Below are 22600 nucleotides of genomic sequence, written 5' to 3' on the forward strand. Positions count from 1 at the left end.
CCTCTTTCCAGGATGAAAACCTGGCGTCCTAACCGATAGACGAAGGGCGCGTGCGGTGGGCGTTTTCTAGTGGGGCGGATGGATTCGTGCAAGTCCTAAATGCAGGATTTTCTATGTTTTTCCGCTTGGATGCGCGCGTATTTTCTCGCGCAGCAACACGTTGAGAAAAACACGGCCTGAAGCCGTCTCACTAAACTCGACGAGAGGAAGAGGTTTAGACCGATGGCGAACCAGCACGGCGCGGTGGCCTCGACGGGCGCGAGCGAACGAGCCAAGTGAATTTCATGAAAGAATGGACCAGCAAACAGCAACGCGATGTCTTTGAGTAATGAGCTTTCGTCGTCGAATCTTGAACACACGCTTTGACCGCCGTGCACGTATATGCGCGGCGGCATTCGCTGTGGAATCGCTATGAAGGCTATCTATGCCGCCGAATTCGCTGCGCGTTCAGCGGCCCTCTCATAGAGACGTTGCGCAGGTACGCGCGTTGGAGCAAATCGCGGTAGAACCAAACGGATCAACGCCTTCAGGTGCTCACGTCCGCCGTAGGCGACGGTTGGTGCGAACGGGGTCATGGCCGGGTGCGGATCGTTCGGATAAAGGCGGGAGTATTCGGCGAAATTCGCGAATATCTCGTGATTGTCATCCTTGAGCAGCAGCGATTCGGCTGCGGCGCCTTCGGCAAAAATGCTCTCGTGAGCCTCGAAGGCGATATGGAAGTAGTCGAGCGTTTTGACATCTTCCGGCACCGCCTGGGTGATCGAGGTTCCGTTGATGAGATCGGCCGCCTGGATCAGGACGCCATCGATATACAGCGCATGACCCCGTGACACATAGAGATCCCGATGCGGCGTTTTTTCGTCAAGGGCATGGCGGGCGATGCGAACCGGCATCGCGGTTTTGCTCCAGTGACGGGTTCCGCGCCGGAAGGTGTGGTATCCGATCCATTTGATGGGCTTGGCCTCGCCACTCACCGTTTCGACCAGATCGCCGATGCGAAGGTTTTCTATGCATACTTCGCCGGCAACCGTGCGAATCAAAGTTCCGGCCAGGAAGCACATACCGCCATTGCCTCCTCCGTCTCCCTTCCACCACTTCCGCCCTAGCGCCTGGGCAGACGAGGGAAGCAACGTGGCCGCCAGGGTACTCATGGCTGCAAGACGGGCACCTGTGGCTGCGGACAGACCCAGAAAGTGGCGTCTTGCTCGATTGAACCGCATGTCAGTCTTTGGATCTAACGACATGGCCGCCTCCTGTGCCGTGAGCTCTTATATGTGCAGCTCAAATAGACCGCAGTTTGCGCGAACTGGCGATTGAGAAGAATTGAGAGTTGCTCCAATTGTCCCACGCGAAATCTGAGGTGCAGGGTCATCTGAAAGGGGAGAGACACATGTTATTTGATGGAAGAGCCTAGGGCAGATGGCGTAAGCCTCGCCGTTTCTAGCACCAAAGATGTAGGCGTTCATCACTGGCTAGCAGGTGCGGAGCAGCACCCGAGTGGCGCATGTCCTTGAGGGACAGATCGCACGACATCGCGCCCGAGAGATTTTATGGATTGGGGGGAAAAGTTGCAAACACGGCGTAGCGCTTACCGTGCGGATTTCGGCACATCGTGCTCAATGCACTGATTTTGCTGAGGAGAAGTGGCACGCCCTAGGGGAGTCGAACCCCTCTTTCCAGGATGAAAACCTGGCGTCCTAACCGATAGACGAAGGGCGCGTGCGGTGGGCGTCTTCTAGTCGGGACCGGAGAGATGCGCAAGACGAAAAATCGCATTCGATGCAACTTTTTCAACGGCGGAAACGCGGTGGTTTTCCGTTCGGAGATACAACGATTTCAGGGGGAGGGAACCGTGGCACGCCCTAGGGGAGTCGAACCCCTCTTTCCAGGATGAAAACCTGGCGTCCTAACCGATAGACGAAGGGCGCGTGCGGTGGGCGTCTTATAGAAGGGCGTTTTGCCTTCCGCAAGCGGGAAAAAGCGCTTGTGACAAAAAAATGAAAAGCCGCCTTCGCACGGCTTCACCAGACCGGAAAACCACTCGTTTCCAAGAGCTTGCGCTCAATGGGTCATTTCCGCCTGCGGCAGCGCCAGTTCCAGTCGCGTTCCGGGCCGACATCGATATGAACGGATTCGGTATGGCAATAGGTGCCGACGCCGCCACGGTCCGGCATGCTGCGCAGATACTCCGCCAATTCCCATTTCGTGACGCCCGCGATCTGAATGTCTGCCGCTTCGCAGCGCGTGTGCAGCGACTGCTTTGCGCGGTTGGCCTTCACGTCGCGCAGGCCCGACGTGACGATGATCGGCTTGTCATAGTGCGACTCGATTGTCTTCAGCACCTGCAGCAGTTCCGGCTTGAAACAGCCCGTCTTCACCTTCTCGGTCTGCAGCCAGAGCCCGTTCGGTGCCAGGCGCGCGAGACCGGCCAGCGAGGCGACCTCCTTGAACTGGGGAGAATCGTCCTCGACCTCGTCGGCCTCGGAATGATGCGTCGAAAACATCGAGCTTGCGGTGGAAACGCCGGGCAGGGTGCCGAGCGAGGCCTTCTGCGTCGTGCCGGCGGTATCACGATTGAGAACCCGGCGCGGTTTTTCGGAGAAGCGTTCACCATCGAACTGCGTCTTGGCATCGCGCTTGCCGCTGAACAACGAGGCGAGCGTCAGGGTCTTGCGCGGCTGGGTCTTGGTCTGGGTTTCGCCAAGCGTTGCCTGGGCGATGGTTTCCGGCTCGGCGATGGCCGCACCGGCTTGCGCTTCCCCGGCAAGGGCAATGTCCGCCGCGTTGCCGGTTGCCGCCTCGTCGACGAGCGCCATGCGTGCTGTCTTGGGGATCGGCACCGTGTCCGGCAGCACGACGGACTGCTCGTCGCCGAGCGTTTCAAGCGGCTGTTGCTGCTGTGCGGACGAATCAACCGGCGGCATGTCCTCGACGGGCAGGCGGCCCGACTGGTCGGTGGCCTGTGCGCCACCGGCATAGAGACTGTTGACGGCGGCATTGGTGCCGCCCGTCGTGGAGTAAGCGTTGCTTGTGTCGACTGCCTGCGTTCCATTGCCATAGATGCTCGAGCGGCCGGCATTCAGCGTGGTCGACTGCATGACAAGTCCCGCCCTGTCGCCGTCCGTCCCGCCCTGCTGGGCGTCCATGGCGCCAGCATTGCCGGCATTCGCGGTCGTATAGGTGTCTTGCGACGTGCCGTTTGCGGCCGAGGCTTTCGTGACCGGCGTCGTGGTCTCGTCCGTGCCGGCATCCGCGACGGTTTCGTCGCTTTCCTGCGCAGGCTTCATATCCGCACGCATATCGTTGGAGACTGCGGAAACGCAGCCCGAGAGCGTGGCAACCGAAACGGCCAGCAGCAATCCATACCGCAGCGTCTTCAGGCCGAGCCACTTTCCTTGCATGTCCTGCAAAGGCTTTCCCCCGCTTTCGACGTTTGGGCCCTCGGTCTTGCCGCCGATCGGGCCATTTCTTCAAACAGTCGCAACCGCAAGACAAAGCCCTTGGACGTGCCGGGGCCGAACTGCGGTTGCCGCGATGTTATCGTTTCGGCTCCTTGTGTAAAGGCCGAAGCGAACGAAGCCGTGAAACGCAGAACGGGAAGCATCCGGCTCAAAACGGCCAGAACGCCCCCTCACGCTGGCGATTGACCGGAAAGGCAAGAAATTCCCGGTCAAATACGGCGAAACGATGGTTCGTAGGGTAGAACATAAGGTGCAAGCTTTGCCCGGGGCTTGCGTCGAGGGGAGTTACCAGGCGCCGGTATTGCCCATGGAGGTCCAAGGCTCGGCCGGCGGCAGGTTGTCGCCCTTCTGGAGGATTTCGATGGAGATGCCATCGGGCGAGCGCACGAAAGCCATGTGGCCGTCGCGCGGCGGGCGATTGATCGTCACGCCATTGTCCATAAGCTTCTGGCAAAGAGCATAGATATCGTCGACTTCATAAGCGAGGTGGCCGAAATTCCGGCCGCCGGCATAGTCCTCGGTATCCCAGTTATAGGTGAGCTCCAGGCAGGGAGCCGCGTTTTCACGCGCCGTCGCGACATCTTCGGCGGCCGCGAGGAAAATCAGTGTGAATCGGCCTTTTTCGTTCTCATAACGACGCACTTCCTCGAGCCCGAAAAGCGTCGAGTAGAAATGCAGCGACTTGTCGACGTCTTTGACGCGGACCATCGTGTGGAGATAACGCATTGGAATATCCTCGAAATGTGGAATCGCTGGAAAGATGAGGTTTTTGTCAGCTTGAGGCAAGCCTTGCGGCCTACCAATGGAGCCAGCAAAACTTTCAAAGGGGCTTGCGCATCCGCATCGGGACAATGTTATTCTGATCCTCAAGAATCAGTTAACCGTAACTCATGTGACGCGTAATCGAGGGGCTGGTAGGTCATGGTGGACAGGGTGTCTTCAAAGGAAATCACGGAGCGTGATGACCAGAGCAATGACGCTGTCGATCTGATCGAGATCACCGGCGTCATCAAGTGGTTCGACGTCGCCAAGGGGTTCGGCTTCATCGTTCCGGACAATGGCATGCAGGATGTGCTGGTGCACGTCACCTGCCTGCGCCGCGACGGCTACCAGACGGTTCTGGAGGGAACGCGCGTCGTCGCGATCATCCAGAAGCGTGACCGCGGCTATCAGGCCTTCCGCATTCTTTCCATGGACCAGTCGACAGCCGTGCATCCTTCGCAGATGCCGCCGGTGAAGACGCATGTGCAGGTGACGCCCTCCAGCGGGCTGGAGCGGGTCCTCGTCAAGTGGTTCAACCGCACCAAGGGCTTCGGCTTCCTGACGCGCGGCGAGGGCACCGAAGACATCTTCATCCATATGGAAACGTTGCGCCGTTTCGGCCTGACGGAGCTTCGCCCGGGGCAGGTTGTGCTGGTACGCTTCGGCGATGGGGACAAGGGCCTCATGGCCGCCGAAATCCACCCCGACATGCCGCTGCCCGGCAACAGAGCGCACTGATGCGGCTTTTCGCGCGGGATTTCGGTATCGCGCGCCTGGCAGGAGCCTTTCTGGCGCTTTTTCTATGTTTGTCTGGCAGCGCCCTTGCGGATGAAAAATTCGACACGCAGCCGCTGACCATCGTCACCAAGGGCGGCAAGAGCCATGCCTTCACGGTGGAGCTTGCCGTGACGCCGCGCCAGCGCGAGCAGGGCCTGATGAACCGTCGGGCGATGGCCGACGACAAGGGCATGCTTTTCGCTTTCGGCGAGACGCGACAGGTCTTCATGTGGATGAAGAACACCTATATTCCTCTCGACATGCTGTTCATCGCCAAGGACGGCAAGGTGCGCGCGATCAAGGAGAGCGCCGAGCCGCTTTCCGAGGCGATCATCGATTCGCAAGGGCCGGTCGACTATGTGCTTGAGCTGAACGGCGGCACGGTGAAGCGCCTCGGCATCCGTGCGGGCAACCGCGTGCAGAACGAATTGATGGATAAGCTGCGCAAGGCGCAGTAACGCGATCAAAACCTTTCAAAGGTCAGGGAAAACCTGCCATTTGCTGTTGCGGCGACGGGCGGATGCGTGTATCTCCCCATCGCCGGGACGGACGGAGTGTAGCGCAGTCTGGTAGCGCATCTGGTTTGGGACCAGAGGGTCGGGAGTTCGAATCTCTCCACTCCGACCATCGAACCACTTGAAAAGGTTCGATAAAACGGCAAGACACAGTCGCTTCCCAAAATTACCGCCACCGAAACCGCCACCGATACGGTTTGCGCCACCTCGGAATCGGTGGCGCTCGACGGTTGCGCTACGGTCACGTATCCGGGACATTGCCGAGATGACCGACGAAGAGCGCCAGATCAGAGCCACGGAAGCCCGCGAGCGATTCAAGACAGCGACGTCCGTGATCGCGGCCGAGGGCCGTTTTCCTGAAGCCACGGTATGACCGAGATCGAGCTTCTGGAATACGCGACGCGGCTCCAGAAGGACGCCCGGAAAAAGTAGCTGGCGCTCTATCCAGCTGAGCTACATCAGCGCGTTGGGCGGCTCGAGAGGATCGTCAAACCGCCGACATACATCAGCGGGTAATCCCGGTTCCAGGTAGTGCGCGACTACCGAGGCCACCATGCACGAGCCGCCTCTGGCCCCGCCCGCAGGCGGATAGACGTTAGGGCCGAAGCCCGCTGCGACCGCAGCCGCTCTGTGATGGCAGGAAGGATTCGAACCGACTACCTGCGGCACATCTGGCCGTTGGCTGCTCTACCGTTGAGCTACGGCCATCACACGATTATCCTGACAGACAGCGAAGCATCGTGAAATAGCCGGCGGCGAGCTGGCGTGGGGGACACATGTGGCCGTTCGGCAAGAAGAAGTCAGCAGCGGCTCCGACGCCGGAACCGAAACCTGCCGACCCGATCCCGACGGCGGCCGACATCAAGCGTCAGGCGGTTCGGGAGGCGATATCGGCGCTCGGTCTCATCAAAGCCGAGGCCGAAGACACGATTGTCGGGTTCCTAGCCGACGAAATGGAAATCCACCCGCGCCAGACGCTCACCGAATACCGAAGAGGCGAGCAGCTCTCGAAAGACGAAAAGAAAGCTATCGGCGTGCGGTCGAACGCATTTCTCTCTCGCCAGGCTTTCCACGATCTGACGGAGGCAGGCCTCGAATGTCCGCTCAAGGCACATGAGACGGTGCTGCTGCGCGCCACGTTCACGTTCCAGCGATATCAGACAATCCAGTCGACGAAGGCGGCGGGTCTCGTCGGTGACAAGGTCTTCAAGGGGATGAAATACGACGTCCTGAACATGCACTGCGCCATCTGCGGTCCGATGGATGGGAAGACGATCCCTATCGATGAGGCGACGATCTTTCCATTCCCGGGATGCACATGCGACACCGCGAATTGGGGATACCGCGCCGATGTCGATTTCCTGGCTAGATGGAACGACTGAATCACAGCGAGTATGTGGAAATCTGGGTATAGCGTGGGTTGAGACTCGTGAACAAAAGCGAAACCTGATAAGTAGAGCAATCGTCAACAACCGAGTGATTCGCCATTGTCGAAGCTTTCTGCGAACTACGTACAGGTTCCTGAAACAGCGAAGATCAACAAACCCATTTTTGATACCTGTCCCAGTGATGAGGTTACTGAAGAAGTTAAAGCCTTCATCGAAGCCGGACATGATCCGTGGATGTGGCACGGCCACAGCCACACTCCGCCGCCGAAGAGCGGAACCCCCCCGAACTATGTCGGCCGATTTTACCTTCGCAAAGGACAGGTGGAATCCAAGAACTGGGCTCCGTGCCCTTGCTGTTCTCCAGATCACCGCAAGTTCGGACGTGACGGAGGACTTATCGCTTACTTCCCGGACGAGAAAGCAATCAGGCTCATCGGACCAGACTGCTTCGGCTCCCTCAACCAAGAAGGACACGAAAACGCCATTGCTGACCTCAGGCGACGCGAGAGGGAAAAAAGCGAACTCGAGTATATCCTTCGGTGTGCGGACAAGCTGGGGCAGTGGCGGTCGGCGACAGACGAAATGCTGAAGGTCGCGAAGCAAGCGGACACATTCTTCCCTGGTATCCAGAACCGCATCGAGGTGTCGTTGCAGGTCAAGCTCTGGCGCAATATCCGGGACGGCATGTTGCGCGTGACGGAAAAGTTCAAGACGGTCAAAGTTGGAGCCGACGGAGAGCCGGAAGAGGTGACAGAACGCATTGACACCGTTCTTTTCCAGCTCGAGGGATACAAGGCGCTGAATCCTGATCGCAAGGCGCTTAGCCCGATCCTTGAGAAGCTCGCGGACGACCTCCGCAAGGTCGGCCATGTCAACGAGTCCATTGTGCAGCAGATGCCTCCTATGGAGCGCACGGCTGTCGCTAAGGAACTCCGGCGCATCTTGGTGTCAATGCAAAGCGTCCACGATGCGCTGGCGCACGAGCTGCGGTTCCTGGGTCAGGTGAACGTCAACCGGTTCAGACAGTGGGCAGCAGACGAACGCTCGCCCGTCGAATTCGAGTTCGAGCGCAAAGGCGGCACGATCTCCATCCGCGGCCACAAGGAGTTCAACGGGCTCCCGATCCCTGAAGAGTTGCGGACGTCACACTTGCCGTCGATTGATGCGCCGACGATAGACGGCCGACGCCACTAGGCGTCGGCTACTTTGTCAGTCTCTCGCGGCACGCTCGGCTTGGTTGGCGTGATAGCCGCACAGGCCAGGGTGGTCTGGATTATAGTCGTGGATGTTGATGCCTTCGCCGCAGACGAGGCAGTCTCCTGGAGCTGCGGCGTCGCACGCCACGCACTCGCCTGCATCAACGATGTAAGTGTTCCTGCCGCACTCGTAACAGGAGGCAAGCGGGGGCTCCCCACCATCGGTCATCGCGATGTAAAAGAGGGCCGCGGCTTCCTCGTCCAATGCCGCCTCCATGCAGTCTCCGCTATCGAATTGATCGTCACCGCATGAACGGCAGGCGAACTCTATTTCGCATGGCTTGGTATTGTCAGGGTCCTGCTGCCTGATCAGGCCTGATCCGCAACCGGGACAGGCCAGGTGCTTGATCGGGAACTCCACCTCTGTAGATGGCCACTCCAGCTTAGAGAAGGTCTCTTCGCATTCACGGGCGATCTCTGCCTGAATCTCCGCGTTGTCGAGTAGAACCTTCCAGCACTCTGTTCGGAACTCATGCTCCGGAACTGTCTGCAACTGGTCGCGCATGATCGTGTTGATAAGTGGCATTGCGTTCGCGAGGACCCCTTTTACGGCCGAGGCGGGCGTTGAAAGGTAGTAGTGTTCGATCGTGTTCCTATGTCTGCTCAACTCGTCCAGCTTTGCCCAGTCGAGCGTGAGGCCCAATAGCTTATAGCGCGACTTAATATCTTGGACCTCAACGGTTTTATTCTTATTCGGCTGCCATTCAATTTTTCCGCTAGGAAGCTTTCTCGGCTCGACCTTTGTGTAGATTAGGGAGCCGTCGGTATCCATGGAATGACGCCATAACACAGCTTTACAGAGTAGAAGGACGCCTGCGTAGACGTTACGGACGGCGGATAGCGCACGTCGTTCGTCATTCGACTGGAAGTCTTCGACGCCAATCTCGATTGAGTCGATGGCATTGCGGAGAAGCTTATCCAAAGAGATACCTCAGGGGAGTTCGGGAAGAAGGTTACGAGCGGCCCAACCGAATTGATCCAGCGCGATCAAGCCAATGGAAGCCGAATCCCTGGGGATATGGAAGACGCGTCGCGAGATCGGCGATGAAGACCCGATAGGTCGCAACCGCCGAGCGAAACTCGGAGGCGCTGCCGATCTCCCTGTTGTTGAAGGCGTGTATTGCATTGCGCCGAGCCTGGATAAGGCCAACGAAAGTGAGGTCATCTGCCGGAAAGATTTCTCTTCTGCTCATCAGTTGCCTGATTTTTTCGAACTGGATGCTACTCGGCGGATAAGGTTGGCCCTGATTGGCACCCTTCTGCTCGATGGCATTGATAGCTTCGAGGTCCTCCCTCGAATTCCTGTAATCCGTGATGTAGACGCCGAGGAATAGCCGAAGCGAGCTTTCGAGTATGCTGCCAAGGTTAGCCCATGCTAGGATGAGGTCGCCATCGGGCAATTCTACTGGCTCCGCCCAACGGCTAAGGGAGCGGGCAAGAGAGGGCGTCCAGTCTAGGCGGGCAGACGCAAGGAGCGCGGCTCCGTCATCAGGTGCCCATCCGTGAGAATTGCTCCAGAAATCGGCCAAGCCAGCTTGGACCGCTACGATATCGTCAACGTCGGTCTCGTATGACATTCTAACCTTTTGCAGTGTTGAATGGCGTCGACCGCCACGGATACGCTTTGAATGGATTCCGGATCGTCTTACCTGGAACCTGTGGCTCGCGATCATCCTCGTACTGCGAGATATCGGCGGTCTGATCCTCGAGAATGCGGGCATCTTTCAGCTTACCGCGAAGTCCCGTCGTCAGGATGCGATATCCCTCCGGGTTGAACGGCTTCGCATACTTCGAATCCGGCCCCTTGGTCTTGAATTTTTTCTTCCGCTTCGGCTTCGCAGGCTTCGGTTTCTTCACGGCAGTCCTCCCGCAATGCGCGAACGTAGCACGGTTGACTCACGGCAAAAACAAGAACTAAACATGAACAAATGAAACACCGAAAAGGCATCGATTTGACCGGTGGACGGAAGGACTGCGGGCAGCCGACCTACGTCGGCGAGGCCATGGACGTGATGGCCGACGTCACACGTATGATGCAATGGGAATGCATCGGCGGCCGCTGCGCCAAGTGCGAGCGAGAGGCCTGGCTGGATCGCTGGGAACTCCAGCGCGGGCGCTCGAGTATCATTCTATCCGAGGTCGCCACCCGCCTTCGCTGTCGTGCCTGCGGAAACACAGCGGGCAACAAAGTCATCCTGGGCCGACTACCGCGTGACTAACCACGCGAGCAGGCTAATCGGAAAGACGACCGTCAACACCGCAAGCACGTACGCGGTCTTAACGGGGGCCTCCCGCTCGCGCTTTTCATCTAGCTCCGCGAGCATCTCTCGAACAGTTGCAGGCTCGTGAGCATAGGTCCGCATGATATGATGACGGCGGACCCCGTCGCTGTCCTGTAGACCGGATAGCCAAAGCTGAACGAGCAAAGGGCGTCTCATGATATCTCCTTCCACAACGATGCCGTAGCACCCTTAAATGAGCTCCGTTAACTCTTCGATCGCCAAAATCACTGGTGTCGACTTGCCGGAGTCCTTGGAGCCCGGCACAACACCCTCCGACAACGACGACGGAGGCAGGCATATGGCGAATTTTGGCTCTCCCGCTCACACCGTGGCGATGGGTAACGCGGCCGGGATGATGGTGATCGCTGGCGGCGCGATGTGCCTTGCGCGCGGCGTATCTGACGCTCTGGATGCCGTGGCTGAGGCTCGCTATCAGCGCCGCTATCATGACGCGCTCTATGCAGCATCTACGCATGCCCGTGAAATCGAGAACGTCGCCCGTGTTGCTGTCGAACTGATTGCGGAACTCGAGGCGGAGGTCGCTGGTCTTCGAACGGCATGCGCTCAGCGCCAAGCGGTCATCAACGGTTTGGTAGGGCGCGCATGAGCGACGTCACGGATCGCGAATGGCAGTGGCTTCGTCGGGAGTTTGGAGACCTCGCATACGAGCATCCCGAGTGCCACGCTCAATGGCTCAAGTTGATGCCTCGACCTCGTCTCGTCGTAGACAATACAAAGCAAAAGGCCGCCAACTGAAGCGGCCTTTATCGTTAGAGGCTCATCGCTCTCAATGGAACGAAAGGCTCGGCATCCTTCTCCGCATTCGCGCGCACTTTCCAGAGTACGTGGTCGCGGGGCGACATCGTAGGCACGCCGTCGTTCGCGGCGACAAGCTTGATTTGGTCACTTGGAATGCCTTCGAGGAACCTCTTCAGCTGGCTCGCGCCGCCTCTTGCCAGCGCTCGCAGAGCGGCGTCATTCATCGTCAGTAGCCGTGCCTGAATTCGAGGATCGAGGTTGGTGGGTAGCTTCATAGTCGCTCGAATGTCGGGGTGCGCGCGGCAGTACTCGAGGATAGATTCCATGATGTTCCGGTCGAATTTCGTCGCCTGTGATGTCGCGGCCTCGCGAGCATTCTTCAGGACATCGACGTAATCAGACGCTGGAATATCGGGTGTGTAAGACGGTGCCTCGCGACCGCCGCTGAAAAGCGTCCGGAGCGGCATCGACACGATGTCGTCGAACCACTTTCCGATGGTCGGTATCGATCCAATGATCTTGCTCGCAGCGGCGGCGAGTGCGGCGGATATTGTTTTCAGCATTGTGGTCTCCCTATGTGCCTACAGGGATGCTGTACTAAGTTATTGCAAAAACAAATCCCGTCGGCATGTCGTATATATCGATGTATAGATCGAACAATATTTTTGAAGTGCCGCAAAATTAGTGAACACTGTGGCTTCGAAACACATCAATGCTTAACGGTTTCGCAGGGATGTCGTTCAGGAGATGGACAGGGGAGCCTAAGTGGCAACTTTTCTACGTCGGCAGCAAAAAGAAAGGCCCGAGTTAAACCCCCGGGCCTAGTCGATGGACATTTTCAGCTTACGCGGCGTGGACTGGGGAGACCAAGAACCTCGTCTGCTATAATCATGATGCGGTCGGCACATGCGCGCATCAAGACCGCCGGCGGAAATTATGGCTTCCAGCATCCACGCTCTTCATCTCAGGCGTTATGGGTCACGACGTCTCGTTTCGCTTTCGCGGACATCGTCAAGACCTCAGCCCTCGTGGGACGGATCAGGTTGCCGACAGCACCGTCGGTACCGACGGACGCCTGGAGCTATTTCCCACCACGGGAGACGCTTGAGTTCACCGCACCGTCGAAGGTCGCGTAATCCACGCCCGCAGGGAGGTCGTCATAGCTGACCTTCTCGGCCTACAGCGTCATGTGAATCGTCGAGACCTCATCTTCGGAGATAGGCTTGACGAATCGGATCGGAAGTCCACTGCGCTTCCGGAAGGTCTCGTACACCGACTGGGTGATGCCGAAGTTGGTCGCGTCACCGGGGTACTTCGGGTGGTTGACGTGACCGCCTTCATCGCGGCGGTGGTGCTTCATGGCGGACGGATAGGTCGATGCGACCATTGCGAGGTACTCACTGGAATACCTCGATTGTCAGGGCTGGACGGCGCTTGAGACCCAACGGAAAGGAAAAAGGTGGCGCAAAGGCCACCTTCTGAACCGTGATCCGGCTTCGTCCATAATATCCTCAGATTCCCAGAGCTTCAGCTCTGGCAACGAGGCGCGTCATCAGACCGTCGAAAACCTTCATCTCGGTGCAGTCTGTCGCAAGGACTTTCTTGCATTCGTCGATCAGGACGCTATCGGACGGGAGTACGATCCTACGCTCGAACGGATGAGCCGCCAGCGACGAGACCCGACGTTCGAAGGTCTGAAGCACATCGCGCAGCGGCTTCTGGAATGCCACGATCCGAGGCCTGTCGAAGTGCTTCTGGAATGCCGATTCCATTTGCTCAGTCGGGCTGAAAGTCGTGACGTTGCCAGTGTTTGGCCAGATTGCCTTTCGCGTGATCGAGAACGATGCCCGGTTGTCGATCCACCATTTCGTGTCGCGGAACTGGAACTGCTTCAGGACTTTCTCAGCCGTTTCCGACGTCAGTTTCGCGATTACCCCTGCACGAAGTTCCTCGGCCCATTTCTTCTGTTTGCCGGACCCGCCCTGCAACGCCTTACCGCCGAGCATCTTGGCGGCCTTACGGGCATCGGCTGCCATCTCGGTCGCGGCACGCTGCTCTGCCTTTTCCAGGGCGTCGGTATCTGAAATGAAGGCTATGCCAGTTTCTTCGTCGTACCATACGCCATTGCGCTTGACTGATATGTCGGCGTTTTCGTACCAAGTATTAAATTCCATTTTCGTCTCCCCGGACATCTTATATAATTATACTATTGCCTTAGGTGGCGAGGTGCACAAGATAATTCCGGAAAGTATGAAATTAATTTTTGCAGGTATTATATTTTGAAGATTTTTTGGCAGTACTTTTATTCACCAGACATACGTGGAAAAACGCGTGTCCTTTCAAGAGATTCTGAAAATGAAATTGGGCCGTCTTGCGTAATTTGGACATTTCTTGGACATCACGACATCTGAGGAACGTTATTGCCCTCACGAATATATCATCGATGTGAAAGTATAGCGTTGCAATAGGGCTGCACTCCCGGGAGAGCTAACCCGCGGTTGTTTATGAAAAGACCCCGGAGTTGCCTCCGGGGTCCTGTGTCGGAACCTCGATCTAGCGATTGGCGGTGTACGCCATTGCCTTCAACAGCATCGGCAAAACAAACTTGCGCTCTGCTTCCTGTACCAACTTGAACGCGGCCAGTTCGGAGTTGGCTAGTGCTGCCTGCGCTTCGCGCAGAACCACCATGGTCAGCCCCATCGACTTCTGCATTTCTTCAGCGAAAGGATCGCAGAAGAAAATGTCGAGCAGATCGTGATAGTCGAGACCATCGTCCGGATCGATCTCCATATACGTGTGCGGATTTTTTGCGAAATACTTCGCAAGTTTCGCACGCGGTCCAGCGACGATTTCATCGGCCGTGAAAACAACGACGGGGTCATTGATTTTCAAGACAGGCGACGCCGTGCCAGAAAGGAGTTCATCCTTGAACTTGGCAATCGCGGTGAAGGCCGCCGCGATGTCATGTTCAGGGATGCGGTAGGTAGTCGGCTTGGCCATGCCAAGTTCTCCAGCCCGGATCGGTGCGAAAACCGGGACATAAGCTTACAGGGTCGCACCTATAAGCTTTGAGAGATGATCAGCCACACAAGACTCCTCAGTTAGTTTCGACCTCTTTTACATACGAAGTATCTGGAAATGTTATGTAAACGGATGTGGTAAACTGTCCGGCAATGCGTCTGTCAGCTATTTAATCATGCGGTCGAATCCACAGGTCCGCCAGCTAATCCCCGCGATCAGCGAGGGTTGAAATCATGGTATCGAGGAGAAGCGTTTTGCCAGCGAGCAGCCTGTGGTGAGCTCGGGATACGTCTCCGAGCTAAGTGCCGATAATGAATGTTATCGGTAGCCAGCTTGAAATTTATCCATGGGAGATATGCGAAGTTAACTTTAGTTAGCTTCCAGCGTGTGAAGGGAGATGTGCGCATACCGCTGTTCGTCAATCAATTTTGCGCCATGGTTTTGAAGCGTTTTCGGTTAGGCTCACGCAAACGTATAGATGCAGCCCATGGATGACTGGGGAACTGATACCCCGTCTGGTACTAGGTCGTGAATGAGGGTTGCCGAGCGTCTTTCGAGAAGTCAACATTCACGCCGAGGAAGATAAAGCCGGCGGCGGACAAGGGTGCGGCCCCGCGGGGCGTCGCCGCAAGCGGAAAGCTGGACAAGGCCGCCTTGGGGATGCTCCGCAAGGCAGTGGAAGCGTCGGCGGGTGATCATGGCCGAGCCTAGAGCCCACCTTGTGCAGCTCGGGCCTCACCTGTTGAAACAGGCAGCCGATTTCGATGCCAGACATTACGGCCTTCGCTTGGCTTAGCGATACGGCAGAGGCTTCCGGCATACTCGAGGGATGAGCGTGTAGGCGGACAGAGTAAGGTTGTGACCTTGAAGCTGAAGAACTGAGAACACGCGACCCATTCAGACTGGATTAGGCTGCGCCAACTCGGGAAATCATTAGACAGCCCGGAAGCAATCCGGCATCAAGATGCGGGTGCTTGAGGGGGAAAGAATTGTACGTACCGCCATGGACGATTTTCGCGGGTCTCGGGGCGCTTGATCGCCGCGAACTGTGCAATCTCATCGCAAGCTTCGAGGCCACAACGCTGTTGTCCATGTCGATGGACCGCGTCAGCGATACGTTGTCCCGCTTTCAGAAGAATGCCGAGTCGTCAGATGCCACGGCTTTCGCCCGCCGTCTAAAACTCGCTGCCGACGAATTGTTTGCGTCCAATATCTCAGACCGCGCGCTGAGGATTCGCCTTTGGGTTAGGATCGCGGAGGCTCTTGACCTCGACGCTTCCCTTCCACTGTCGTCGAGAAGGGCCAATTCGGTTGGCGCGGGCGTGGCATACAAGGCATCGTCGGTGATGTCCGTGCCTGTCCCCGAAGACAGCGAGAATGCATCGCGGACGGGCATCCAGAAAGCCTGGCAGACAGTGAAGACGCTACGCGGCCGTCCCCACCAGGATTTCGCGTCCTTGGTCGCCGATCAAGCGCAACTCGTCGCCAGGGCAGTGGCCGAGGCAGCGACATCCGGTGAGATTCCGGAAGAACTGGCAAGCGCGCTCGGCCAGCGCGTCCGTGACCATATTCGAAGCCTGCCACCAGAACTGCGGGATGACGCTATGCGGGACGCCCTGACGGCAGGAGATCGGGCAGCCTTTACCGTGCTCGCCACCGGAACCGCGGCGTTCTCCATCGGCATGGGCGTAAACCTGGCCGGGTTCAGCGCCTACATCCTCGCTGCCCAGGCGTCGGCGTTTATCCCTTTCATGAGCGGACCAGCCGTGGTTTCGACGCTCTTCATGCTCGCGAACCCGCTATTCAGTATCCCGGCCGTCATCGGCATCGGATACCTGGCAAACAACTACGTAAACGGCGGGCAGGCGGCCAAGCTCGCCGCTATCGTCTCGGTCCAGTTGTCCCTTCGCGGGCTGTCGGCAGAACGAGACGGTCTGGCGGTCGTACTGAACGATTTCCGAACCGCGGCCAGAGCCGACCTAGCGTCGGTATCCCCGTCCACTATGGCCGAAACCATGCTTCGCAACGCGGCCATCGCAAAGACAACGGGCGGACGTTTGCCAAATGCATTCGGCGATCTGAGGACCGGAGCGCTCGTCTCCGAGCGGCAAAGCGACCTGCTTGCGGGCGTATTCTCGAAGAGCCGCGGCGATGCGCTGGAAATGGCTGCTGTAACGGCTCTGTCTGCAGGTGACGTGCTCTACAACGCGGTGTCCATCGATCCGATAGTTCTCGCCGCGGCCGACTTCTCGCGATCGGAAGACCTCGGAGACATCTTTAAGTTCGGTGTGTTTGCCGAACGTGTCGGATCGATGAGCGAGGCAGCAGCGGCGGGCGTAGGCAATAATCTGCGCGGTTATGTTTCCGAACAGTTGGTGGCCGCCCGTCTTTCCGAAGCCGGCCACGTGGTCAGTTTTCCAGAGACTTCGAACAACGCGGGTTTTGATCTCCTCGTAGACGGTGTCCCGTTTCAGGTTAAATGCCTACAGGGCCTAGACGGCTTGCGAGCGCATTTCGCCAAATATCCCGACATGCCTGTGTACGCCAATGCCGAATTGGCGGAGGCGGTGATCAACAGCGGAGAAGAATGGACGAAACTCGTCTTCTATGTCGATGGATTTGATCGCGAGGTCGCCGACCTCGTCATGACCACCTCCCTCGGAGCCGCCGAGGCGTTGGGTGACCTGAACGTTCCGTTCTTCGCCATGGCAGTTTCCTCGGCGCGAAACCTCCACAGCGTCTGGCGTGGCCGCATGCCCCTGTCGGACCTGCCATTTACGGTCGTGATGGATGCCAGCGTCAAAGGTGGACTTTCGGCTATTGGCGCGCTGTCTGGCAAGGCTATCGGCCTGATGGCTTTTGGCCCGGCCGGGGCGCTGGTCCTGAGTGGTGTCGGTGGTGTAAGTGCACTGGTCGGCGCGGGCTGGACGAGAGAGCAGGCGACGCGACTGCTGTCTTCCGAATGGCTTGCCGACCTCGACGCATCCATCGAGCGGTTCCGTACCGCGCTTCTGGCGGCTGTTCAGGCCAAGATCGCGATGCTGGAGGCGAAGAAATCCGCCGTTCCCGGCACGCTTCCCGAGATCAACGACTGGATCGACGCGCGCTTCGCGGACGACATCGTGTCTCTCCGTGAAGTCACGTACGATATCGAGACGACAATTCCGACGCTCAGCCAGCCAGCGAAGGCACGAGCTTGCCTAGCTGCCATGGATGCGGCCAAGGTTCACCCCCTTGCCGTCGAGACAGAGTTGACGGGGCTTCTCGAGGTTCTCGGGTCGGAGCCTTCGAAAACTACGGCAGTGGGTAAAAAGGTATCGGAAGGTTGGTCGTCATTGAGATCGAAATTGCCCACTGGCTGGAATCTGTGATCGCGCGTACGAACCGCGACAACGAAGGGGAAAAGCTTGCGTTTATCGATTTCCACCAAGCTTGGCATCGTCATTGTGGCCAGCGCACTCGTATCATTCCTACCTTTGCCAGTGCGGGCGCAGGCGGTTGCTCCCGTATCATTGAGCGTAGACGGTTCCACGGCATGTATTGACGGCGAGATCACCCCGGCGGTTGCGGCCGATTTCGCGGCTCTCGCAGGTCGCACGGGTTTGAAGTCCGTCAGTTTGAACAGTCCCGGAGGACGGGTCTTTCCCGCTCTGGAGATAGCGCGGGCGATTAAAGCCGCCGGACTGAACACCATCGTGCCGTCGGGTAGCGAATGTCATTCGGCGTGTGCGTTCATATTCTTGGCTGGCCGTGAAAGGATCGCGCAGGGAAAGCTCGGGGTTCACCAGGTGTCCGGAGTTGATGACCCCTCCCTCACGCAAACCGCCATCGGCCGCATCTACGAGGACCTCGTTACGTTCAATGCGCCGAGCTATCTTGTCTCCCGAATGCTCCGCACGCCGCCCGGAGATATGTACGTCTTCACTCCCGAGGAACTGGAACGAAACTCGATCAATATCCGAGACGCTAGCAAGGCTCAGTCCGTCCCCCACTTGCTTCCCGTCGAGACGTGGTTGCGTCAGAGCTGGCTCGTCGGCGTCTTCGTGAATACGCACACAAGGCAGCCCTTTATCGCCCTCGAGAGCAACACCATGATGCCGTTGTTGCGTATCGCCCACTATCCGCAGCGATCACAGACGTTCGTCGAGATCATGGTGCCCGAGGGCAGTATTTCAGGGACCTCGACACAGCTTGAGTTGCGCTTCGCCCACGGAAATGATGACCCCTTCAGCCTGTTTGTAAATGCGGACATCGAAACAAACGCCTATGCGTTCGATTTCCCGACTGACCCGGTCGCGATCCAGAAATTTTGGGCAGCCTTCGCAACCGGAACACAGTTGACCGTGTTGAATAGCTTCGGTGTCGAGATCGGTCGCTACAGTCTTGCGGGTTCGCGCAGGGCGCTGGAGGATTTCTTCAAGGTAGCGCTGAGGTGAGAGGCCGATGAAGTCTCTGTCGTTTTCCTAGTCTTTGTCGGCGTGCCGCCAGTAGTGATCGATGATGTGCTGCCCGTTGTTCACGATACGCTGGCCGACTTCGGGATCGCCGCCCTTCAGCGTGTCAGGATCACCGCCACACAGGCGCACGAACAGAACCTGTTGGGTTGCGAACGTGAAGTAGTCGCGACTGGTCGGCTCGAACTCGAGGCCCGCTTTCGCGAAACCTTCCGCCACCTCGGCGGCTGCGTCGTCGATGGCGTTGAAGACCTTGTCGAGCATCGCGCGCTCGGCGGCCCCCTTGATTTCCAGGTATTTGCGCTGTTCCGGTGTCGGGATCGCACAGGTGTTCTCGGTCATGTTAGCACGCTACTTCCCACCCAGTTCGGACTCTGCGCGCCTCACGTCGAGCCACCGTCTCCTCGGCCAATTCTTCGGACTGCCGGCACCCCGGGTTTGAATGGCTCGACCCGCGCCATAATCGCCATGCTTTCCATCGGCGGATTTCGATCTAGCTGGTTTCCGTTTCACCCGGTTTTCACGTTATGTGGATCGCAAACCGAGCCCGTTTCGATTTCAACGCAACCGCCTGCCTGGGGCCGCTAAGCGGAACTGTTCCGACCGCCTTGTGCTTCCCAAATTCCTCGTCACGAAAGATCAGAGGCCGTCTCGTCAAATCCGACGTCCCAGTCTTTCTCCCGCTTCTTGCCAGGTGGCGTTCTGTTGACCGTCGCATCTTCCGATCCAGTTACGACGGTCGGCTTGGCACTCGCAACGCTATCGGCTTTTGGGTCCGCTTGTGACTGAGCGAACGCGCCCTTGTCAGGCTCCATCCTACCCATCGTCGTGGTTCTTGGTTTTAAAGGCATCCGAAGGGCGATTTCGCTCGGGCGACTTGTTGGTTTCACCGACTGCATCTTTCTCGATGTCCGGATCGTCCTTCGCAGGAAGGTACCCTCGCGGCCGAGTTTCTTCAGGCCCCTCCCATCTCGGTGATTGATCCGTCGTTCCGGGCGCGCCATCGCGCGGCTTATCCATACCCATGTCGAAGCTACCGTGTTTGACCTCCACCCATAACCCAACCTCTCCACCAATGTTCCCCGCCACGCTGGCCTTCCGTTCGGTAGCGCACCGAGTGCGAGCCAAGAAGTTCCCTTGGAACATTATGGGTGCGCCACGGTTGAGTGGGTTGGAGACACCCCTCGCGCGCCTCCAGACTCTGCACTCTGTCCCGGCCTTTGCAGGGGAGGAGCGCGATGTTGGGCTCTGACGCGGCGTCCGGTCGTAGACAACCAAAAGAAGGCGAGGAGACGAATATGAAGGCTTTGACCTGGCACGGCAGCGGCGACATCCGCTGCGAGGAAGTCGCGGACCCCATTATCCAGGACGACCGAGACGCGATTATCAAAGTGACAAGCTGTGCGATCTGCGGTTCCGACCTTCATCTTTACGGGGGCTTCGTCCCGGGAATGCACCATGGCGATGTCATGGGTCACGAGACGATGGGCGAAGTCGTTGAAGTCGGTCGTGGCAATTCGAAACTAAAGGTCGGCGACCGTGTCGTGGTACCGTTTACAATCTCCTGTGGCGAATGCCGCCAATGCCAATGGGGTCATTATTCTCTGTGCGAACGGTCTAATCCGAATGGGGCCGAACAGGCCAAGCAGATCGGATATCCAACGGCGGGTTTGTTCGGGTACTCCGAACTCTACGGCCGCTTTCCCGGTGGTCAGGCCCAGTATCTCCGTGTGCCCTATGCCGATGTCGGCCCGATCAAGGTGCCGGACGGTCTCAGCGACGAGCAGGTCCTCTTCCTTTCGGACATCTTCCCGACAGGGTACATGGCGGCGGAAAACTGCGATATCCAGCGCGGACAGACGGTCGCCGTTTTCGGCTGCGGCCCCGTCGGCCTTTTCGCGATCAAGTCCGCCTTCCTCCTTGGAGCCGAGCGCGTCATCGCGATCGACACCGTTCCCGAACGGCTCGACCTCGCCCGTCAGTCCGGCGCTGAGACACTCGATTACGCTGACGAGGACCTTCAACAACGCATCCTCGATATCACGGGCGGCAAGGGCCCAGATGCTGTCATCGAAGCGGTCGGCCTGGAAAGCCATGGTGCTGGCGGTATCATGGAGTCGCTGCAATCCACGCTGACCTCTACCGAGCGTCCCTACGCGCTTAGCCAGGCGATCATGGTATGCCGTCCCGGCGGAACGGTATCGTTACCCGGGGTGTTCATCGGCCCGGCTGTCCCGACGCCGCTTGGTGCTTTCGTCGGCAAGGGGCTTACCCTCAAGACCGGTCAAACGCACGTCCAGCGCTACCTGGAGCCGCTCATGAAGTTGATCGTCGAGGGAAAGATCGATCCCTCGTTCCTTATCACTCACAGGATCGGCCTCGAAGAAGGCCCGGAAGCTTACAAGACCTTCCGGGATAAGTCAGACGGCTGCGTGAAAGTGGTGATCCGGCCCAACGGTTGATCAAGCAGGTCGTTAATTAACGCATCGACAACATGGAGAACGGAATGACACTCGAAGGCAAGAAGATCGCGATCCTGATCGCACCGCGTGGGACGGAAGAGCCGGAATTTACAAGGCCTAAAAAGGCAGTGGAAGCCGCCGGAGCGTCGGTGACGGTGATCGGACTAAAGGAAGGTGAAGCCCGCACCAATAACAGCGACCTCGATCCCGGTGGCAGCTATACGGTCGATCGGCTGGTGAGCGAAGTTTCAGCCAGCGACTTCGATGGCCTGGTAATCCCCGGTGGCTGTGTTGGAGCAGACAAGCTCCGAGCCGACGCGGACACGGTGTCCCTCGTCAAATCCTTCTTTGAGCAGGCAAAGCCCGTCGGCGTGATCTGTCATGGACCTTGGTTGCTGGTGGAAGCCGATGTTCTCCAAGGCCGGACGGTGACGTCCTATCCCACCGTCCGCAAGGATATCGAGAATGCGGGCGGCACATGGGTAGACGAGGAAGTCGTCTGTGATCAGGGGCTCGTCACAAGCCGCAATCCTGACGATCTCCCGGCATTCTGCGCGAAGATCGTCGAAGAATTCGGGGAAGGAATGCATCCAGAGCAGGCACGGAGCGCTTGAGAGCTGATGCGTGACTTAACGTCCATCCACACGAGAGGAGTTTGAACGATGGGAGACAGAGAACAGCAGCGTCGCGAACGCGCCTATAAAATCTGGGAAGACGAAGGGCGTCCGGAGGGCGCGCATGAGGAGCACTGGCGGCGCGCCGAGGAACAGGGCGAGCTAAGTGAGCAGCAGTCCGAAGACGTCACGAAGGTGAACCAGAAAGCGGACAACGTGTTCAAGAAGGACGGTAAGACCGCTCAGAGCGCGTCCGACATCAGGCCGCCATCAACTATCAGCCCGGATTGAAGGGGACGCGAACGTGAACACGAATTTGAAAAAGGGCGATCGGGTCACTTGGGAAACAAGCCAGGGCCGGACGGAAGGTAAGGTCGTGAAAAAGCAGACCTTGGATACCGAAATCAAGGGTCATAAGGTTAAAGCGTCAAAGGCTGATCCACAGATCATCGTCGAGAGTTCCAAGTCGGGCAAAAGGGGTGCACATCGGCCTGAAGCCCTCGACAGAACATAGCTCGTAGTTGTTCACGGCGCGCAGGGTCATCGGATGTGGACGGGCTAAGAGATCGCCACGCGATCATGTCAATGTCGCGTATCCATGATCGGCTCGTCATCGTCGAAGTTGCCATTGCTTGCGGCATCGTATGCGTTGGCACTTCGCCCGCCTCCGCGCGTGCCGAATGCCGTAAGCTGTACCAACATCGTCCGGGCGCGATCAACGACGCTTTCGGCATCGAGCTCCTGAGCGGCGGCCACGGTCACGCATACCTCGTCACCATCGTCGCTGATAAAACGAACTGTCCACCTGTCGATGGCGTCTCTGGAAACGGTGGTGTCGGTCAGGTGCAT

25 protein-coding genes and 3 tRNA genes are annotated in these 22600 nt (G+C 58.1%); 13 read left to right on the forward strand and 15 right to left on the reverse strand.

Translation table 11 applies throughout. The annotated features are described in order from the left end of the window. Window positions 1-422: 422 nt before the first annotated feature. The 5 genes from MUO32_RS25935 to gloA form a co-directional block, all read right to left on the reverse strand. Window positions 423-1244 (reverse strand): Hint domain-containing protein, encoded by an 822-nt coding sequence (locus tag MUO32_RS25935; RefSeq protein WP_257951271.1) that lies wholly within the window; start codon window positions 1242-1244, stop codon window positions 423-425. 400 nt (window positions 1245-1644) lie between these two features. Further along, window positions 1645-1719: transfer RNA gene (locus MUO32_RS25940), tRNA-Glu, on the reverse strand. Window positions 1720-1853: 134 nt separating this feature from the next. Next, window positions 1854-1928, reverse strand: a tRNA-Glu gene (locus MUO32_RS25945). A gap of 141 nt (window positions 1929-2069) precedes the next feature. Then, window positions 2070-3401 carry a YcbK family protein gene (locus MUO32_RS25950; RefSeq protein WP_257951414.1) on the reverse strand — a complete coding sequence of 444 codons (1332 nt, stop codon included), beginning with the start codon at window positions 3399-3401 and terminating at the stop codon, window positions 2070-2072. 345 nt (window positions 3402-3746) lie between these two features. Then, window positions 3747-4187 (reverse strand): lactoylglutathione lyase, encoded by a 441-nt coding sequence (gloA, locus tag MUO32_RS25955; RefSeq protein WP_257951272.1) that lies wholly within the window; start codon window positions 4185-4187, stop codon window positions 3747-3749. 195 nt (window positions 4188-4382) lie between these two features. Between gloA and MUO32_RS25960 the strand changes: the two genes are divergently transcribed. The 5 genes from MUO32_RS25960 (at window position 4383) to MUO32_RS25980 (ending at window position 8097) form a co-directional block, all read left to right on the forward strand. Beyond that, the gene (locus tag MUO32_RS25960) at window positions 4383-4961 is read left to right on the forward strand and encodes a cold-shock protein (RefSeq protein ID WP_257951273.1); all 579 of its coding nucleotides are present in this window, start codon (window positions 4383-4385) and stop codon (window positions 4959-4961) included. After that, window positions 4961-5458: a DUF192 domain-containing protein gene (locus tag MUO32_RS25965; RefSeq protein WP_257951274.1), complete on the forward strand. Its 498-nt coding sequence runs from the start codon at window positions 4961-4963 to the stop codon at window positions 5456-5458. The genes MUO32_RS25960 and MUO32_RS25965 overlap by 1 nt, the downstream gene beginning before the upstream one ends. 92 nt (window positions 5459-5550) lie before the next feature. Continuing rightward, window positions 5551-5627, forward strand: a tRNA-Pro gene (locus MUO32_RS25970). Between the two features lie 664 nt (window positions 5628-6291). Then, window positions 6292-6897 carry a hypothetical protein gene (locus MUO32_RS25975; protein WP_257951275.1) on the forward strand — a complete coding sequence of 202 codons (606 nt, stop codon included), beginning with the start codon at window positions 6292-6294 and terminating at the stop codon, window positions 6895-6897. A gap of 105 nt (window positions 6898-7002) precedes the next feature. Continuing rightward, the gene (locus tag MUO32_RS25980) at window positions 7003-8097 is read left to right on the forward strand and encodes a hypothetical protein (protein WP_257951276.1); all 1095 of its coding nucleotides are present in this window, start codon (window positions 7003-7005) and stop codon (window positions 8095-8097) included. A gap of 15 nt (window positions 8098-8112) precedes the next feature. Here MUO32_RS25980 and MUO32_RS25985 read toward each other — a convergent pair whose 3' ends face one another. Beyond that, window positions 8113-8931, reverse strand: coding sequence for a hypothetical protein (locus MUO32_RS25985; protein ID WP_257951277.1), 819 nt, complete (start codon window positions 8929-8931; stop codon window positions 8113-8115). Window positions 8932-9154: 223 nt separating this feature from the next. On the opposite strand from MUO32_RS25985, the gene MUO32_RS25990 reads away from it, so the two are divergent. Next, window positions 9155-9493, forward strand: a complete 339-nt coding sequence (locus tag MUO32_RS25990; RefSeq protein WP_257951278.1) for a hypothetical protein — start codon at window positions 9155-9157, stop codon at window positions 9491-9493. Window positions 9494-9737: 244 nt separating this feature from the next. Here the strand turns inward: MUO32_RS25990 and MUO32_RS25995 are convergent, their stop codons facing one another. Then, window positions 9738-10016, reverse strand: a complete 279-nt coding sequence (locus tag MUO32_RS25995) for a hypothetical protein (RefSeq protein WP_257951279.1) — start codon at window positions 10014-10016, stop codon at window positions 9738-9740. A 723-nt stretch (window positions 10017-10739) separates the two neighbouring features. Between MUO32_RS25995 and MUO32_RS26000 the strand changes: the two genes are divergently transcribed. Beyond that, window positions 10740-11048: a hypothetical protein gene (locus MUO32_RS26000; RefSeq protein ID WP_257951280.1), complete on the forward strand. Its 309-nt coding sequence runs from the start codon at window positions 10740-10742 to the stop codon at window positions 11046-11048. A 163-nt stretch (window positions 11049-11211) separates the two neighbouring features. Here MUO32_RS26000 and MUO32_RS26005 read toward each other — a convergent pair whose 3' ends face one another. The 4 genes from MUO32_RS26005 to MUO32_RS26020 form a co-directional block, all read right to left on the reverse strand. Then, the gene (locus tag MUO32_RS26005) at window positions 11212-11763 is read right to left on the reverse strand and encodes a hypothetical protein (protein ID WP_257951281.1); all 552 of its coding nucleotides are present in this window, start codon (window positions 11761-11763) and stop codon (window positions 11212-11214) included. 614 nt (window positions 11764-12377) lie between these two features. After that, on the reverse strand, window positions 12378-12587 hold the full coding sequence (locus tag MUO32_RS26010; protein WP_257951282.1) for a glycosyl hydrolase 108 family protein: 210 nt from the start codon (window positions 12585-12587) through the stop codon (window positions 12378-12380). Window positions 12588-12711: 124 nt separating this feature from the next. Beyond that, entirely contained in the window at window positions 12712-13374 is a 663-nt protein-coding gene (locus MUO32_RS26015; RefSeq protein WP_257951283.1) for a hypothetical protein, read from the reverse strand. A gap of 379 nt (window positions 13375-13753) precedes the next feature. Then, a complete protein-coding gene (locus tag MUO32_RS26020; RefSeq protein WP_257951284.1) occupies window positions 13754-14200 on the reverse strand; it encodes a hypothetical protein in 447 nt (148 codons plus the stop codon). 1010 nt (window positions 14201-15210) lie between these two features. On the opposite strand from MUO32_RS26020, the gene MUO32_RS26025 reads away from it, so the two are divergent. Together MUO32_RS26025 and MUO32_RS26030 are read left to right on the forward strand one after the other, a co-directional pair. Then, window positions 15211-17592, forward strand: coding sequence for a hypothetical protein (locus MUO32_RS26025; RefSeq protein WP_257951285.1), 2382 nt, complete (start codon window positions 15211-15213; stop codon window positions 17590-17592). Between the two features lie 36 nt (window positions 17593-17628). Further along, the gene (locus tag MUO32_RS26030; RefSeq protein WP_257951286.1) at window positions 17629-18657 is read left to right on the forward strand and encodes a hypothetical protein; all 1029 of its coding nucleotides are present in this window, start codon (window positions 17629-17631) and stop codon (window positions 18655-18657) included. 27 nt (window positions 18658-18684) lie between these two features. Here the strand turns inward: MUO32_RS26030 and MUO32_RS26035 are convergent, their stop codons facing one another. The 3 genes from MUO32_RS26035 to MUO32_RS26045 all read right to left on the reverse strand — a co-directional run bounded on the left by MUO32_RS26035 (window position 18685) and on the right by MUO32_RS26045 (window position 19701). Continuing rightward, entirely contained in the window at window positions 18685-19017 is a 333-nt protein-coding gene (locus MUO32_RS26035) for a hypothetical protein (protein WP_160857106.1), read from the reverse strand. Window positions 19018-19304: 287 nt separating this feature from the next. Further along, a complete protein-coding gene (locus MUO32_RS26040) occupies window positions 19305-19499 on the reverse strand; it encodes a hypothetical protein (RefSeq protein WP_257951287.1) in 195 nt (64 codons plus the stop codon). Continuing rightward, on the reverse strand, window positions 19492-19701 hold the full coding sequence (locus MUO32_RS26045) for a hypothetical protein (protein ID WP_202402476.1): 210 nt from the start codon (window positions 19699-19701) through the stop codon (window positions 19492-19494). The genes MUO32_RS26040 and MUO32_RS26045 overlap by 8 nt, the downstream gene beginning before the upstream one ends. A 272-nt stretch (window positions 19702-19973) precedes the next feature. Between MUO32_RS26045 and MUO32_RS26050 the strand changes: the two genes are divergently transcribed. From MUO32_RS26050 to MUO32_RS26065, 4 genes are read left to right on the forward strand one after another with little or no spacing between them, the layout of a single operon-like run. After that, window positions 19974-21137 carry a zinc-dependent alcohol dehydrogenase gene (locus MUO32_RS26050; protein WP_160857104.1) on the forward strand — a complete coding sequence of 388 codons (1164 nt, stop codon included), beginning with the start codon at window positions 19974-19976 and terminating at the stop codon, window positions 21135-21137. A gap of 44 nt (window positions 21138-21181) precedes the next feature. Then, a complete protein-coding gene (locus MUO32_RS26055) occupies window positions 21182-21751 on the forward strand; it encodes a type 1 glutamine amidotransferase domain-containing protein (protein WP_160857103.1) in 570 nt (189 codons plus the stop codon). A 48-nt stretch (window positions 21752-21799) separates the two neighbouring features. Further along, window positions 21800-22042, forward strand: coding sequence for a DUF2934 domain-containing protein (locus MUO32_RS26060; RefSeq protein WP_160857102.1), 243 nt, complete (start codon window positions 21800-21802; stop codon window positions 22040-22042). 13 nt (window positions 22043-22055) lie between these two features. Beyond that, entirely contained in the window at window positions 22056-22265 is a 210-nt protein-coding gene (locus MUO32_RS26065) for a DUF2945 domain-containing protein (RefSeq protein ID WP_160857101.1), read from the forward strand. Between the two features lie 68 nt (window positions 22266-22333). On the opposite strand, the gene MUO32_RS26070 is transcribed toward MUO32_RS26065, so the two are convergent. Next, complete coding sequence (locus tag MUO32_RS26070; RefSeq protein ID WP_160857100.1) at window positions 22334-22600, reverse strand: hypothetical protein; 267 nt, start codon at window positions 22598-22600, stop codon at window positions 22334-22336.

This window comes from Shinella sp. CPCC 101442 (genome assembly GCF_024704725.1).
Taxonomy (GTDB): domain Bacteria; phylum Pseudomonadota; class Alphaproteobacteria; order Rhizobiales; family Rhizobiaceae; genus Shinella.